Origin of the sequence: Vibrio sp. TRT 1302 (genome assembly GCF_050113875.1) — a bacterium.
GTDB lineage: Bacteria > Pseudomonadota > Gammaproteobacteria > Enterobacterales > Vibrionaceae > Vibrio.
Genome location: NZ_JBNJOF010000004.1, coordinates 288,894 through 304,384, shown reverse-complemented (window position 1 = coordinate 304,384; position 15,491 = coordinate 288,894). Strand labels below are relative to the sequence as shown.

Here is a 15,491-nt window from a genome sequence, read left to right as displayed (position 1 = left end):
AAAATCTAATCCAAAATTATTATGTGCTGGTGGGTGAGTAATTATGCGATGGGCAGACTAGATAGGCATTTGCGACATAGACAGAGGTCGTTATTATCCAGTTTAGAAGTATCGCGTTTTTCGATATCAAAGCACCAGCAAGTCGCTTTACCTTGACTGATATCGCATTGGGCTGCTTGGTTACATGAAGGACAAGTATGGCTGGCGTTTTCACCACGGAGATTCGCCATCGTCTCATCCCTTTCTTGATCACTCAAATGTCGCCAGCTCACTACTTCATCTATCGTACGGTAGCAGCCGCTACATATACCTTCGTTATTCTTACAGGCAGCGATACACGGAGTTTTCACGTTATTTCCATCTTGTTGGTGACAAATCTAAGTAGGGACTATACCGAGTTCTGCCGCTAACATCAAAGCTGTGCTACATCGTGAGTCTTGTTACGCCTTACTTTTAAACGAGGGAGGCTGATACTGCATTGACGTATCTTTCTTCATCAGAATGTTGCTTGCAATCAGGCTGCCAACACAAATCAGAGACAAGGCTAGCCAACCCAACGGGGTAGGCTGTTCCGAAAAAATAGGTATGGCGAGTAGGGTAGCAACGGCGGGCGTCGCAGCGCCAAATGCTGCGGTTCTCTCAGCTCCAAGGACAGAGATCGCGTGGAGGTATGTGAATGCGGCAATGATGCCAGCACCGACACCCTGAAGCATGAAGTGACCGCTGAGTTGCTCCCACGGCCACTCGCTAAAGGCATGGCTGTAGAGGTAGCTATCGATAGCACCGCTCGCTATTAGGAGAAATAACGAGAGGCTAGACATCAGTGCAATGAGCCCTGAAGCCGCCAACGGATTGAGATTGGATACACGGGCACAAATGGTGAACATCGCCCACATGACACTACCAATCAAAAACAGCATATGCCCCTGAAGCAAATTAGGATCTGCTTGGCTAAGACTCTGGGTTAGAAAAGTTCCAATACCAATTACCACCAAGGTCAAACCAACAATTCGATGGCGACTTAATGGCTGCTTAAACAGGATGACGGCAATACCGGATACAAACAAAGGTAAGGTGCCGGGAACCAGGGCGCTGCCATCCGATACCGGAGCCAACGTCATTCCGGTACCCGCTACAAGTAAATAGGGGAGACCACTGCCAATAAACATGCCGATCAGATAGCGTTTAGGCACTGCCATGATCTGTTGTCTCGCTTTGTAAACAAGAGGAAGTAGGATCACACAAGGGATCAGAAAACGGGTCAGTGCAATATCCGCTGTCAGCAGTTCAGAATGAGCCCCGCTGCGTAATGAAAGAAAAAAACCTGACCAGAGTAAAAGTGTGGCAACCATTGCCAGATATCCAGAAACCATATCCATATGTGACCTTGAAAGTAATTGTGAACATTATGGAATGTATATCGAGGTGAAATCTGGCAATATTGACCGAGAATTTAAGAAATTTTGACGGATTCAGTTAAAATTGAGTTAGTAATTGATGGAAATGTGCGTGAGTAACGATGGACAGAATTGATAAACACATTTTACGACTTTTACAGCAAGACGCTCGTCAGGCGACAGCGGAAATTGCCGATAAGGTGGGGTTGTCTGCGTCCCCATGTGCTCGTCGAATCAAAAGATTAGAGGAGCTGGGTATCATTGCCAATTATCGCGCCACACTCAACAAGGATTTGATTGGCGTCGGTATGACTGTATTTGTTGAAGTGAGTCTCAACAACCACCAAGCGGCCAGCATCGACGACTTTGAACATGCGATTCAAGAAATGGATGAGGTTATCAGTTGCCATGTCGTGTCGGGAGCGTATGACTATCTGTTAGAAGTTGTCAGTCATGATTTAGCGGGCTATGAGTCCTTTACTCGTAAACTTCAACGCTTGGAGAACGTTAAAGATATTCATACCCACTTAGCCATCAGGCAGGTCAAAGGCGGGAGCGAACTACCTATTTTTAAGTGACTGCCTTAACTCGCATTGCCTCGTTGTCGTTTTCCGCCGGAGCGCTCTACGTCATCGGCCATAGCATTGTGATAGCTTGTCATACGATTGCGCCCATGACGTTTTGATTGATATAGCGCTAAATCAGCACGTTTTATCCACTCTTTATTCTCTTCAAATGGTCTACATTCAGCGATACCAACACTGATAGTGATCGCCTGATCACTGGGGCTAGGGAGCTGACGGACTTTGTTGAGGATACGCTGACTGGTCTCCTCGGCCAGTATTTGATCTTTACCGTAATGCAGAATGAGGAACTCATCGCCACCGAGGCGGAACAACTTATCTGTCGGAGATACTTCTTGTTGGAGGCTGGCAACGATTGAAATCAAGATGCGATCGCCCACATCATGACCAAATTGATCGTTAAAGTACTTAAATTTATCGACATCGATTAGGGAAATTGATGAACACGGATATTGCTCTATCGCATTCTCAAGTGAGGCGTTGAGTTCATGACGATTGTAGACGCCGGTAAGCGAATCTCGCACGAGAAGCGTGCGCAGTTCGAGTTGGAGAGCTCGTATCGCTTGAACCACAACATGAACGATAATAGCGGTTACGGTTAATGAAATAACGTATCGCAGCGTCACAGCCGCGTCTTGGTGCATCAAAGCGGCAAAACCCGAGCCTGTAATCATAATGAAGTTGGAAACAACCGCTTCTCTTTCTGGGAGCAGGAAGATAAGGCTGATTAAGATTGGATAGATCCAGTACGTCGCCAGAGTGCCAAAAACACGTACCGATAATACAGCGGAGAAAATCAGCAGAAATAGCGGTAGATAGTGACCGAATAGAGTCGAACGATTATAAACAATGGCGGTGATTTCAAGCAGGAGAGAGACTTCAAACGCGAGCAAAACAACACCGAGCATAACTTCACCAGCGACGATGTTTTTGATACCTAATGGTACAAAAGTTACGAGCGTGATGACGGCGATAATCTTTAGCACTTGCTTTTGCTTAGCGAGATCGAGAATCGCCTCGTCGTTCAAATTTGGTAATGTCTTGCCCATAACCATTACACCTTTATGACCGCTTTAGATGTTTATTGTTTAACTTTAAACGTAATCATAAAGGTAAATGAAAGCAAATATCTTGGTTGGTTAATCGGGTTTGGTGATACTACCGAGTTCTAGAACGGGAGCTACATCAATATCCTCTGCGTTCATCATCGATGAAATTCGCTGTACAGAGGAAAGCAAGAGTGATTGCTCCCACTCCTCCAGTTTCTGAAATTTAGTGATGAAGCTTTGTTGCAGCGGAGTCGGTGCGTTGTCCAGCACGTTCTTGCCTTGGTCAGTCAGGTGGGCATGGACTTTCCGTTTATCTTTACTATTACGCACACGCTGAACCAGCCCATTGCGCTCCAGCCGGTCAAGAATGGTGGTGGCCGTTGCTTGGCTCATGTTGGTATGGTCAGACAACTGACGAATAGTGACATCGCCTAACTCTTGAATCGAACGCATGAGTATTAATTGCGGTCCGGTTAGACCTGACTCTTTGCTCAGTTTTTTAGAGTGTAAATCTATCGCTCGAATGATCTGGCGAATGGAAATTAGGACTTCTTCGTGCTTCTCCAATGCGCTTCCTCACTGGTTCGATAAAAGGAGGGAAAATACATCAAATGTCACTCTAGTTAAAGCCTCTAGTCTCACAAATCAGCATTGCCACCATTCCATCATCAGTAAACTATTTAATTAAAATTGTTTAGTGTACGAAGTGTTTTTCTTGTCGATATTTTATCTTTGTGAGTAAATAATAGCCACTCAAATGCCATTTTGATAAAATATTGCTCATTTATTAGCATGTGACTGGATTGAAACGATGAAAAATGTACAATAATGAGAATTGTATCCAGTTGTAGAATGACAAAATTGTTTTTAACTCTAACTATTTTGTTGGTTGGGCAACGGCTACTCATTAAAGAATAGATGCAGAGGGGAAGAATGACTAAAGGCATAGACAAGTACAGTATTGACAGTACCGACTATACAATCGGTCAGGATAACGTGCAGAAATGGGGATTTGATGTTCACAATCCAGTCTTTGGATGGAGCGCGAGCCTAATTGCCCTGTTTTTGATTGCCGTATTGGTCATGGATGCGGAATCAGCCAAGGCGACACTGGATGGCATCAAGTGGCAGATCATCGGCAGCTTTGATTGGCTGTTTATCTGGTCTGGGAACATCTTCGTGATTTTTTGTTTAGCTTTGATTGTATCGCCGCTAGGCAAAATCCGATTAGGTGGCAACGAGGCTACAGCAGACTACTCATACATATCTTGGCTATCGATGTTGTTTGCTGCCGGTATGGGTATCGGCCTCATGTTTTGGAGCGTTGCGGAACCAGTCGCTTATTTTACAGGTTGGTATGAAACGCCATTGGGTGTTGAAGCGAATTCACCTGAAGCCGCTAAGCTTGCCTTGGGCGCAACTATGTTCCACTGGGGTCTTCATCCATGGGCAATCTACGGTGTTGTTGCATTATCGCTGGCTTTTTTCACTTATAACAAAGGTCTACCACTGTCCATTCGTTCGATTTTCTATCCGTTACTTGGCGATAGAGCGTGGGGTTGGGCAGGCCATGTTGTCGATATCTTAGCGGTACTCGCAACCTTGTTTGGTCTAGCGACATCTTTGGGGCTGGGAGCACAGCAAGCAGCAAGTGGTATTCACCACGTGTTTGGCATTGAATCAGGTTTAGGCTTGCAGGTGGTTGTGATCACGGTTGTGACCTTGCTGGCTGTCGTCTCTGTTGTGCGTGGTATCGACGGTGGAGTGAAGGTTATCAGTAATATCAACATGCTTGTTGCCTTCCTATTACTCATCTTAGTGGCCCTTATCGGCTATGCCATTGTTGTAGGGAATATTGGCACGACGTTTATGTCTTACGTGGAGAATATAATTCCATTAAGTAATCCACATGGACGAGAAGACGAAGCTTGGTTTCAGGGCTGGACGGTATTCTACTGGGCTTGGTGGATCTCATGGTCGCCATTTGTAGGTATGTTTATTGCGCGTGTTTCTAAAGGGCGTACAGTTCGTGAGTTCATTACAGCAGTATTGCTTGTCCCGACAGCGGTGACGCTATTGTGGATGTCGACCTTTGGTGGTATGGCAATCGATCAGGTCATCAACAATGTGGGTGAGCTTGGTAGCGAAGGTCTGACGGACGTGTCTCTGGCGATGTTCCAAATGTTTGATGTGTTGCCGTATGGTTCCATTCTTTCTGTAATTGCCATCATTCTGGTTTTGGTGTTCTTTATTACCTCTTCAGATTCTGGCTCGCTAGTGATTGATAGCATCACGGCGGGTGGTAAGGTTGATGCGCCTGTCATTCAGCGCGTGTTCTGGGCCTTTATGGAAGGAGCGATTGCTGTCGCACTATTATGGATTGGTGGCTCCGAAGCGGTTCAGGCATTACAGGCAGGGGCGATCTCTACGGCGCTACCGTTTACGATAGTTCTTCTGTTGATGTGTGTAAGCTTACTCATGGGTATGCGTACTGAGCGTCAATAAGCGATAAAACGGCATAAAAACAGAAAAGGGACGCTTGCGTCCCTTTTCTGTTTTATACGCAAGGCGATCTCATCCTTGCTACGGTTCTCTTGGTAGTACTCAGATTTACACTGTTAATTATTCTCAGATTTGCGTGTCACACATACTGGTATTTGAGCGATAAACCCGTTACTGTGGCTGATAATTGTACAATCAAAGGCAAAGTGCCTTGTTTGTGAACGCCGTGAAGTCAGGGAGGAAAAAGGAATGAGTTATCTAGTGGAAGGTGCGTGTCAGTGCGGTCAGGTAAGTTACCAATTGCACCAGCCACCTAAGATGGTATTAGCTTGCCATTGTCGAGAATGCCAAAAACTTGCGACGGCTCCTTTTAGTGTGACTGCTGTTGTTGCAACCCAAGATATTGAATTTAAAGGGGAGCTAAAGGAGTGGCAGCGAATGGCAGAGAGCGGCAATAAAAATTATGCAAAGTTTTGTGCTCAATGTGGGAATCGGGTCTATCACTTCAATCCAGATGATCCATCGACAATAAAGCTTAAATTGAAATCAAGCAGCGATTCGGATCACCATGTGTTTGAGCCGACAGCGCACGTTTGGGTGAGTGAAAAACAAGATTGGTATGAGATTCCGCAAGGCGTTAAGTGTTTCGACAAACAGCCATAGCGCGGTGTGATGGGTTGAATACCGGTTTATCAAAAATGAAAAAGCCCAAGCAAAATACTTGGGCTTAATTATATCTGAGTCACTTAACCACGCATCATTGCGCAAGCGTATGCCGTCATGAATGCCGGTTCTTGGTATTGTTTAAGACCCGTATCCTTGAACTGGATACCGAGTGGGTTTCGCTTCAGGCTCTCTTTGATGTCAGTTGGAGAAACAACTTTCACTTCCACATCATCAATAAGCTGGATCGCTGCTTCTAATTTGAAACCAACGGCACCACCAGCAAATTTGCCTTTTGTTTGACGCTGGCGAATGACAACTTTTTCAATTTTGTAGTCTTGAATTAACTTAGCAAATGAGAACTGGAATTTCTTCACTTCTTGCGTGTCGTTAGCATTGCCTATGCTTAGCTTTGCTACGCGGCAGTCTGGCAAGTGGACTACGCTGTCGGCATGTGAAAGAAGGCAGATTACTGCGTCGTTACCTTGAAGTTCTACACCACAAATTTTCATGTTATTACCTGATCGTTTCTGAGCTGGCTATTATATCCGGCATCGGTAACATATCGACTATTTTATTTAGCAATAGTCGATATAGGGTTGCCCACTCAGTGTAGGCGAGTCATTACTGTCCAATGACGAATGATTTATGACTTGTTAGGGACAGAGAGCACCTTGCTCAGCGACTTGATCAATCATGTAATCATTGCGTAGGTTTCTGTAGACAACTGCGTGCCAGACTTCACCGTTCTCAAGCGTAAACTCAATGGCGTAATTGACACCATTAACTACCTGAGTACGTACTTCATTAACTTGTTTCAAAGGGGAAGCGGTATTCATTTGTGCCATAACGGTATCAATGGCTTGCTGAGCTTCGGGTGTGATTTGAGAAACGGACCAGCCTCCAGGCATAGATTTCGATTGGCACATAGCGGTCACTGGACGGGTAGGTTGTTCATTTTTGCTGTTTTGGCTACACCCAAATAGGGCGGTTAGCGCCAACACAGACGTAAAGATAACTTTGTTCATTGTTATACCCTTAGATCGAAGACACATAAATTGATTTAATCAGATCTGAAGAGTCGCGAAGATCTGATATGCAGCGAGTATAGCTTTCGAGCGTCAAACAAAGTCAAGACAGTGCAATAAAAAAAGCCGCAATAGTGACCTAGAGCGGCAAGGCAGAGGGGTGTAGATTAACCTTTTTTACTTTCGCGGTACTGGTATTGGTAATCGATATCAAGCACGGCTTTGTACTCAATATTGCCAGGGCTACGAGCAAATTCGTCGACTGAAACCGTCATATCACTGAGTTTGACGCTAGGGGTAATAACATTACTTTCTGTAATTGGCAGCGCGATTTTTAGTTCAGCGCTGTTCATTGATTTCATCTTATCCATGAGGTTAAACGCCGCATCATAGGCTTGCTGCTTGCTTGCGTAAGCATCAGTAGTCAAACTGGTATTTGACGTGACAGTATTAGTGCTAGCAAAAACTGATGCACTCATAACGATCGAAGCTAATAAAATCACTCTTTTCATAGTTGTTTCTCCTGATGGGTAACCTTCACCAATTAGATTACGCTTAGAAGGGTAAGGAGTCTGTCAGGCAATGTAAGATTAATCATAGTTTTCGTAAAGCTTACCTTTACGTTACTAACCGTTAGAAAACAGTGTGAGAAAATGCCCCATTTGCTGGCTCGATTGTTACGTTAAAGTGAAGGGAGAGTGGTTGCCGCCTTATCGCGATGCTGGACAAAAACAAATCAACGCATCAGGCAATAGTTAATCACAACAGATTGTTTTTATTATAATGATGGTGGAAATGATCCAAGTTGGTCTCGAAGTTGCTATATAGATTACCGCAGACACAAAGGAAGATTGTGTCTATGGTAATAATAATGGTTCTAGCAGTGCGTTGCGTAGGAAGAAGCAATGAAAAAACTCGCATTACTATTGGTAATTTGTTTGTCCCTAATCGGTTGTAGCTCTAAGTTTGTCTACAACAACATGGATTGGTTGTTGCTGGAGTACTTAGATGACTATGTCGAGTTAAACGACGAACAGGAAGAGCTAGTGAGTCAGAAGGTGGCGATTCTTAGTGAATGGCACCGACGTGAAGAAGTCCCCAATTATATCGAGCATCTTGATGAGTTAATCGAGATAGAACCGAGCACATTTACACTGCAACAACTCGAACAGCAAGAGATAAAGTTTCAGAACCATTCTCAACGTCTGGTGATGAGAGTTGCGCCCGAACTGTATTCTATTGCGCGTGAGTTGTCTGACAGCCAAGTAGATCAGCTTATGGACAGTATTCGTGTTCGTCATACCAAATACAAAAAAAGATACCAGCCACTGAGTGAACCAGAAGTAAAACAGCGTTACCGAGAGCGAATAGAAGAGAATCTCGAAACATGGATAGGTGATCTCACTGACCAACAGCAAAGCTTGCTCGATGAATGGGTGGCAGCGCTTTACGTCACATCACATGACTGGATTGATCATCAGACCAAGATGCGCATAGAGATGAACGCATTACTGACCAATCGACTTGATATCAACAAGTTTCAACCAGAATTTAACAAGCTAATGTTCAATCCTGATAGCTTCTATGCGCCAGAGTTGGAACAGAAAATCGACCACAATAAACAGATCGCGAATCAGTACTTGGTTAAAGTCATCAACACCATGACCACAAAGCAGACTCAATACTACCGAGATGAGTTACGTGACTGGAAAGCAATCGCGTTAGATATTCAGTAGCTTGAGCACAAAATTTAATCGTCGCTATTTGTTCAATGGAAAGAGCAGGTTAGAGTAGTTAACCCCTAATAAAAACTCGTAACCAAAATGGAATGGATTCTACTATTTGGCGCCGGTGTTCTGGGAGGCATACTTAACAGCATTGCAGGCGGTGGAAGCTTTATCACTTTTCCTGCACTTATGTTTGTTGGTGTACCTCCTGTGATTGCTAATGCGACCAACACCTTCGCGGCATGCGCAGGTTATATCAGCGGTACCTACGGATTTCGTCAGGATATCGCTCAGTCGGCTAGCGCATTGAAATCAATGATCTTCTTCAGTCTCCTTGGCGGTGCCATTGGCGCTTACTTGCTTCTGAGTGTGTCTGAGCAGCAGTTTTTAGTCGCCATTCCATGGCTGCTACTGTTTGCTACCTTGCTATTTGTTTTTGGCAATAAAATCAGTCATTGGGTCAGTTTAGCGGCGAGAACGGCGTCGTTGAGTCCGATGTGGGCGGTGATCTCCATTACGTTGTTATTGATTCTGGTTTCCGCCTATGGGGGATTCTTCAATGCTGGGCTGGGCGTTATCGTCCTCAGCTACTTAGTCTTGGCCGGACATAACGATATCAACCAGATGAACGGCCTGAAATTGCTTATCTCATCATGTGTTTCAATCATTGCCATTGTCGTGTTCGTTCTTGATGGCGCGATTGATTGGCCTAGAGGTTTTGCTGTGATGTTAGGAACGCTTTCGGGGGGCTATGTTGCCGCTCGTGTATCGCGTAAAGTGGAGCAGGTTTACGTGAAAGGGTTTGTCGCCTTGTCGAGCATAGTGATGACTGTCTATTTCTTTGTTGATGTCTATTGGTAACACGTCGACTCGCTCATTGCGGAGTGTCACATACCGAGTTATTTTGAGTTTGATTTAGGTTTATTTAGCTTACATTACGGCATAATGAATTGGTCAAAACATGGCCGATTAATGTTTTAGCCATGTCCCTTTGTTGATACTTAGGAGGCGTTATGAACAGAAAATTAGGCAGAGTAATGTCAAGCAGTCGCATGATTACCTTCATCGCATTTCTTGCCGCGACGTTTGCTTGGGTACTGAGCATGCCAGCTCTTTTTACCGTGTCGGTGATCGCACTGATTGCCAGTTTTGCTCTCTATGTCACCGATAAGTTCAAAGGAAACGATAAACAGAAGAGCGCCTAATGGCGCTCTTGCCGTTTCCATTTTGGAAAGCATGTCTTTCCCAAGTTCATTCACCATGTGTAATACAATACTTGTAGGAGATAAATAAAAGGAGGTTACTCACTTTGCCTTACACAAAGCCAGCACTGTACTGGCCTAGAGGATAAAACACATATGCTCACACACTACTCACCCATCGCCTTGGAAAAAACACCGCTAATTGATGAAAGAGATCTGTTTATTGCTTCTAATGTACAGTCGTTGGAAGATTTCTTAAAAACGGAGTTGTCCGGAGGCCGGCATATCTATTGCTCTTTCTCGCAGTCACACCTCGATTGGAGCGTAATAAGGAATATCAAACATCGCGAGATAAAAAGCATCGGCTTTGTCGATGGTCAAACCTTAGTTCGTCGATAAATGGTTTGATACGACTGATATCTACAGTACCTCTCAACGTTGGGAGGTATGGCTCTTTTTACCTTATCCGATTTTCCATCCATTCTCCTCTTCTCGACCCTTAGCTATTGCGCGAATCTTTGCAATTTACCGTGTACGGTTATCAAATTAGAGACGTTGGTTAAATTAGTATAAAAATAATTTCAAAGATTTAGATGAAAATATTCTAATTGGCCCTATTGGATAATTAAGGCTAATTATTGTTTATGTTAATATAAAGTAACTAAAGTTAACCTAAACTTTATGATTGTCTAGAGATAAGCCCGAATAAAATGTAGGGTATTTCTTTAAATCATATTTCCTTATAAAGATATGGTATAAATTATCTCAATTAATCTGACTTTCTGGTGACTGAATGAACGGAATGAAGTTTAGTGAAATAAAATCAGAGTTGGAAGGACTCAATGACCAGCAACTCCGAAACATCAAGCACGAAGTTGACAAAATCCTGAGTGAGATGGAGAAGTCCGGGCAATTGCTCTCAGATGAAGAGCTGGATTTCATCAGTGAGCTTTATAAGGATGAAGATTACTGTTAATCGTACGTTTACGGGGACTCTACGCCAACTTATCCAACGGCCTCTAACATCGAGAACCATTGAGATTCGCTGCCAACCATTGATGTTTGCTCTTATCGTACAACCCACCAATAGTTTAGTGCCTTTTATCTTTGAACTGCCTAGTAGCCAATATTCGTGCGTATCGAGGGTATGAATAGGGAACGCTTGACGGAATATATTTTAAATCGATAGTTTATCGATAAACGTCGTTAACTAGTTCGCAATAATTAATTTATTAATAAAAAAGCCAATAATATACCTAATAAAGCAATATTCTATTTCCTTTCATTTTTATTCGTGCATATAGCACTTTAATAAGTGATTGTTTTGCTTTAATTATAGTAGTGAATTATTGAGTAGTGATGAATTCGCTGGATGAACCGATAATAAAAAAGCCGATTTGATTACCAAATCGGCTTTGCGTCAAATTTAACTTAGATTACACATCGTAAGTTGTAGAAGCTGTATCGCCGCCTGTACCAGTCCAGTTAGTGTGGAAGAACTCACCACGTGGACGGTCAATGCGTTCGTAGGTGTGAGCACCGAAGTAGTCACGCTGCGCTTGCAGAAGGTTAGCTGGCAGGCGAGCTGTCGTGTAACCGTCTAGGAAAGAGAGTGCAGAGATAGTACAAGGCATCGGGATACCCGCTTCCAATGATTTCGCTGCAACTTTACGCCAAGCGCTTAGGCTATTTTGTAGAATGCCTTTGAAGTAATCGTCTGAACCTAGGAACGCGATGTCAGGGTTCGCTTCATACGCATCACGGATGTTACCTAGGAAAGCTGAACGGATGATACAACCGCCACGCCACATTAGCGCTACGTTACCGTAATTTAACTCCCAGCCGTTCTCGTTTGACGCTTCGCGCATTAGCATAAAGCCTTGAGCGTAAGAGATGATCTTAGACGCAAGTAGAGCTTGGCGAAGTGCATCAACCCACTCTTGCTTATCACCTTCTACTGGCGTGATAGTTTTACCAAATAAAGATTCTGCTTCAACACGCTGATCTTTTAGTGCAGATAGGCATCGAGAGAAAACGGATTCAGAGATTAGCGTCAGTGGAATGCCTAGGTCTAGTGCGTTGATACCTGTCCATTTACCGGTACCTTTTTGACCAGCAGTGTCTAGGATCTTCTCTACTAGAGGCTCACCGTCTTCGTCTTTGTAGCCTAGGATGTCAGCCGTAATTTCTACTAGGTAGCTATCCAATTCGGTTTTGTTCCACTCAGCGAATACCGCTTGCATCTCGTCAGCAGACATACCTAAGCCATCTTTCATGAACTGGTACGCTTCAGTGATAAGCTGCATGTCACCGTATTCGATACCGTTGTGAACCATTTTAACGAAGTGGCCAGCACCGTCGTTACCAACCCAGTCACAACAAGGCTCGCCAGCGTCAGTTTTAGCAGAGATGCTTTGGAAGATAGGTTTTACCGCTTCCCATGCTTCAGGAGAACCACCCGGCATGATCGAAGGTCCAAAACGAGCACCTTCTTCACCACCAGAAACACCTGTACCGATAAAGTGAATGCCTTTCTCACGTAGTGCTGCAACACGGCGGTTAGTGTCTGGGTAGTTGGTGTTACCACCATCAATGATGATGTCACCTTTCTCAAGAAGTGGTGCTAACGCTTCGATAAATGTATCTACAACTTCACCTGCACGGACCATAAGCATCACTTTACGTGGTGTTTCTAGTTTCTCAACTAGCTCTTCTAGTGAGTAAGCACCAATGATGTTAGTACCTTTAGCTGGGCCTTCTAGGAACTCGTCTACTTTCGCAGCAGTACGGTTGTGAGCAACCACTTTGAAACCATGGTCGTTCATGTTTAGGATAAGGTTTTGACCCATTACTGCTAGGCCAATTACACCGATATCACCTTTCATTTTTTCTCTCCAATTTTCTATTTACGCGCTCGCGTTACGCGATTTTTGCTGCTGCGTCTGAATCTAAGTACCATTCCGTTAGACCAGTTTTTGACTGGATTTTGGCTGCTGGATAAGGCAGCTCATTCGCCGGAGTAGTATGAATTTCGTTTACAATGTCAACTTTGCCTGCACCAAGTACGAGGTAGCTGATGCGTTTCGCTGCTTCCAACACTTTTGCGGTTTTTGAAACTCGAATCTGTCCTGACTCAGGGTGAGAGGCAAGCACAGATAAGTTCTCATCCTGGTAATTGGTTTGATTTGGGAACAGGGATGCAGTGTGACCATCTGCCCCAACGCCGAGTAGAATCCAGTCAAACACAGGAGTGCCATTTTCACATGGAATCACGGCAGCCATTTCTTCAGCAAAGCGTTTTGCTTCAACGGCTGGCTCATCTTCGCCGCGAATACGATGGATGTTTTCGCTAGGAAGATTGACTTGGCTAAACAATAAGGCGTTGGCCTCGCCATAGTTGCTTTCTACATCATCTGGTGCAACACAACGCTCATCACCCCACCAGAAGTGCAGGTTGTTCCATTGAATGGATGTTGCGTAAGCGTCACTTGCCAATAGTTTAAATAGCATCTTCGGCGTGCTACCGCCAGAGAGTGAAATATGGACAGGTCGGCCAAGTTCGCTAAAGGCTTTCATGTCGTCAGCTAAGCTTGCCACCACTTGTTCAGCGGTTGGAAAAATCTTGTGATTAATCATAGTTCACAGTAATCCGTGTCAGTTAAGTTTTTACAAGGGAAGCGCCATGCACGATTGTCGCGTTGCAGTAAGTCATCAGACTCTTTTGGTCCCCATGTACCACAAGCGTAACCAAAGAGAGCTTGTGGGTCTTGTTTGAAGTCTAGAATTGGTTGAACGTATTTCCAGCACGCTTCGACCGCATCGCTACGAGCAAACAGTGTTGCATCACCGTTTAGTGCATCAAGGAGTAAACGCTCGTAGGCCGTCAGCATTTGCGTTTCTTGCAGAGAAGCATAATGGAAGTTCATTTTCACTTCTTTAGCATGGAAACCTGCGCCTGGTTCTTTTAAACCAAAGCTCATTTGGATGCCTTCGTCTGGCTGAATACGAATGATCAGTTTGTTTTCTGGAGCATTTTGACCAAACACTGGATGCGGTGTCTGTTTGAAATGGATAACCACTTCTGTGACACGTGTTGGAAGACGTTTACCTGTGCGGACATAGAAAGGCACGCCATTCCAACGCCAGTTGTTGATGTACGCTTTCAGGCCAACGTAAGTCTCAGTACGTGAATCTTCGGCAACACCAGGCTCATTACGGTAGCTTGGTAAAAATTCACCACGTACATCCGATTCAGTGTACTGACCAAGAACGAGGTTGTTACGTAGGTCGTCTTCTTCAAGCGGTTTTAGACATTGAAGCACTTTAACCACTTCATCACGCATTGAGTCTGCATTGATTTGTGCTGGTGGTTCCATACCGACCATAGCAAGGACTTGCAGCAAGTGGTTTTGGAACATATCACGAACAGCACCCGAGCCATCGTAGTAGCCACCACGCTCTTCCACACCGAGGAATTCAGCGCCGGTGATTTCAACATAGTCGATGAAGTTGCGATTCCACAATGGTTCAAACATCGCGTTGGAGAAGCGGAATACCAATAGGTTCTGTACTGTTTCTTTACCTAGGTAATGGTCAATACGGTAGATTTGGTGCTCTTGGAAGTGCTCGTGAATTTCTTTATCGAGTTTACGCGCAGAAGCCAGATCATAGCCAAACGGTTTTTCGATGATTAGGCGTTTCCAACCGTCATCTTCACTGTTCAAACCGTGTGCAGCAAGGCTGGCTGGAATGATACTGTATAGGCTTGGTGGCGTTGCTAGGTAGAATAGCGTATTGCGTTGCTCGAACTGATAATGGTCTGCCAATTGGTCGAGACGCGATGACAGTTTAGAGTAATCAGAAGTATCAGAGGTGTTGATCGCTTGGTAATGCAGATGGTTGATAAAAGCATCTAATGTTGCTGGCTCAGTTTTCTCCATTTCCTGAAGAGAACGTTTTAGCTTTTCACGGTAAGACTCATCGCTGTATTCCGTACGACTTACGCCGAGGATAGCGAAGTTCTCAGGCAGCTGTTTGTTTGAGTAAAGGTGATATAAAGCAGGGATCAACTTACGATACGTTAAGTCGCCCGAAGCACCAAAAATAACGATGCTGCTGTTTTCTGGTATTACCATCATCTTTCCCTTAGAAACGAGGTAGTTAGCATGTGCCTAGGAGGTTGGCATTTAAGTAGACCAACCCTATCAACGACACCTCAAATTATAAAACTGGTCTTGCCTATTAAACTGATAGGCAAAAGCCAATAAAGCGTGCCAATTCTTTCATTTGTCAGCGGGGCTGACGCCAAAAAACGGAGCTCAATGCTCAGATGGCAGCGT

At 44.4% G+C, this 15,491-nt stretch carries 18 protein-coding genes; 8 read left to right on the top strand and 10 right to left on the bottom strand.

Annotation, left to right across the window (positions count from 1 at the left end):
• Positions 1-41: 41 nt before the first annotated feature.
• Entirely contained in the window at positions 42-350 is a 309-nt protein-coding gene (locus ACQEXP_RS08430) for a cysteine-rich CWC family protein (RefSeq protein ID WP_426969394.1), read from the bottom strand.
• 90 nt (positions 351-440) lie between these two features.
• Entirely contained in the window at positions 441-1,373 is a 933-nt protein-coding gene (locus tag ACQEXP_RS08425; protein WP_426969488.1) for a DMT family transporter, read from the bottom strand.
• Positions 1,374-1,519: 146 nt separating this feature from the next.
• Between ACQEXP_RS08425 and ACQEXP_RS08420 the strand changes: the two genes are divergently transcribed.
• Positions 1,520-1,975, top strand: a complete 456-nt coding sequence (locus ACQEXP_RS08420; RefSeq protein WP_269374965.1) for an Lrp/AsnC family transcriptional regulator — start codon at positions 1,520-1,522, stop codon at positions 1,973-1,975.
• A gap of 5 nt (positions 1,976-1,980) precedes the next feature.
• On the opposite strand, the gene ACQEXP_RS08415 is transcribed toward ACQEXP_RS08420, so the two are convergent.
• Entirely contained in the window at positions 1,981-3,030 is a 1,050-nt protein-coding gene (locus tag ACQEXP_RS08415; RefSeq protein WP_426969392.1) for a GGDEF domain-containing protein, read from the bottom strand.
• 90 nt (positions 3,031-3,120) lie between these two features.
• Positions 3,121-3,597 (bottom strand): MarR family winged helix-turn-helix transcriptional regulator, encoded by a 477-nt coding sequence (locus tag ACQEXP_RS08410; protein WP_138972636.1) that lies wholly within the window; start codon positions 3,595-3,597, stop codon positions 3,121-3,123.
• Between the two features lie 366 nt (positions 3,598-3,963).
• On the opposite strand from ACQEXP_RS08410, the gene ACQEXP_RS08405 reads away from it, so the two are divergent.
• Positions 3,964-5,535, top strand: a complete 1,572-nt coding sequence (locus ACQEXP_RS08405; protein ID WP_426969390.1) for a BCCT family transporter — start codon at positions 3,964-3,966, stop codon at positions 5,533-5,535.
• A 246-nt stretch (positions 5,536-5,781) separates the two neighbouring features.
• A complete protein-coding gene (locus ACQEXP_RS08400; protein WP_269374962.1) occupies positions 5,782-6,195 on the top strand; it encodes a GFA family protein in 414 nt (137 codons plus the stop codon).
• Between the two features lie 83 nt (positions 6,196-6,278).
• Here ACQEXP_RS08400 and ACQEXP_RS08395 read toward each other — a convergent pair whose 3' ends face one another.
• The 3 genes from ACQEXP_RS08395 to ACQEXP_RS08385 form a co-directional block, all read right to left on the bottom strand.
• Positions 6,279-6,707 carry a DUF3010 family protein gene (locus ACQEXP_RS08395; RefSeq protein WP_138972633.1) on the bottom strand — a complete coding sequence of 143 codons (429 nt, stop codon included), beginning with the start codon at positions 6,705-6,707 and terminating at the stop codon, positions 6,279-6,281.
• A gap of 144 nt (positions 6,708-6,851) precedes the next feature.
• A complete protein-coding gene (locus tag ACQEXP_RS08390; protein ID WP_269374961.1) occupies positions 6,852-7,223 on the bottom strand; it encodes a cystatin domain-containing protein in 372 nt (123 codons plus the stop codon).
• Between the two features lie 167 nt (positions 7,224-7,390).
• Positions 7,391-7,735 carry a DUF3316 domain-containing protein gene (locus ACQEXP_RS08385; protein ID WP_426969388.1) on the bottom strand — a complete coding sequence of 115 codons (345 nt, stop codon included), beginning with the start codon at positions 7,733-7,735 and terminating at the stop codon, positions 7,391-7,393.
• A gap of 393 nt (positions 7,736-8,128) precedes the next feature.
• On the opposite strand from ACQEXP_RS08385, the gene ACQEXP_RS08380 reads away from it, so the two are divergent.
• From ACQEXP_RS08380 to ACQEXP_RS08360, 5 genes are all read left to right on the top strand, one after another.
• Positions 8,129-8,959: a DUF6279 family lipoprotein gene (locus ACQEXP_RS08380; protein ID WP_426969386.1), complete on the top strand. Its 831-nt coding sequence runs from the start codon at positions 8,129-8,131 to the stop codon at positions 8,957-8,959.
• A gap of 87 nt (positions 8,960-9,046) precedes the next feature.
• Entirely contained in the window at positions 9,047-9,811 is a 765-nt protein-coding gene (locus ACQEXP_RS08375; RefSeq protein WP_426969384.1) for a sulfite exporter TauE/SafE family protein, read from the top strand.
• 152 nt (positions 9,812-9,963) lie between these two features.
• Positions 9,964-10,155, top strand: coding sequence for a hypothetical protein (locus tag ACQEXP_RS08370; protein ID WP_269374957.1), 192 nt, complete (start codon positions 9,964-9,966; stop codon positions 10,153-10,155).
• 153 nt (positions 10,156-10,308) lie between these two features.
• The gene (locus ACQEXP_RS08365; protein ID WP_426969382.1) at positions 10,309-10,551 is read left to right on the top strand and encodes a hypothetical protein; all 243 of its coding nucleotides are present in this window, start codon (positions 10,309-10,311) and stop codon (positions 10,549-10,551) included.
• A gap of 394 nt (positions 10,552-10,945) precedes the next feature.
• Positions 10,946-11,128 carry a hypothetical protein gene (locus ACQEXP_RS08360; RefSeq protein ID WP_269374956.1) on the top strand — a complete coding sequence of 61 codons (183 nt, stop codon included), beginning with the start codon at positions 10,946-10,948 and terminating at the stop codon, positions 11,126-11,128.
• A gap of 460 nt (positions 11,129-11,588) precedes the next feature.
• On the opposite strand, the gene gnd is transcribed toward ACQEXP_RS08360, so the two are convergent.
• Genes gnd through zwf form a run of 3 tightly spaced genes read right to left on the bottom strand, consistent with a single transcriptional unit; the run spans position 11,589 to position 15,287 of the window.
• On the bottom strand, positions 11,589-13,037 hold the full coding sequence (gene gnd / locus ACQEXP_RS08355; RefSeq protein WP_138972627.1) for a decarboxylating NADP(+)-dependent phosphogluconate dehydrogenase: 1,449 nt from the start codon (positions 13,035-13,037) through the stop codon (positions 11,589-11,591).
• A gap of 34 nt (positions 13,038-13,071) precedes the next feature.
• On the bottom strand, positions 13,072-13,788 hold the full coding sequence (gene pgl, locus ACQEXP_RS08350) for a 6-phosphogluconolactonase (protein WP_269374954.1): 717 nt from the start codon (positions 13,786-13,788) through the stop codon (positions 13,072-13,074).
• The gene (gene zwf / locus ACQEXP_RS08345; protein ID WP_269375437.1) at positions 13,785-15,287 is read right to left on the bottom strand and encodes a glucose-6-phosphate dehydrogenase; all 1,503 of its coding nucleotides are present in this window, start codon (positions 15,285-15,287) and stop codon (positions 13,785-13,787) included. Before zwf ends, pgl begins: the two co-directional genes overlap by 4 nt.
• Between the last annotated feature and the right edge of the window lie 204 nt (positions 15,288-15,491).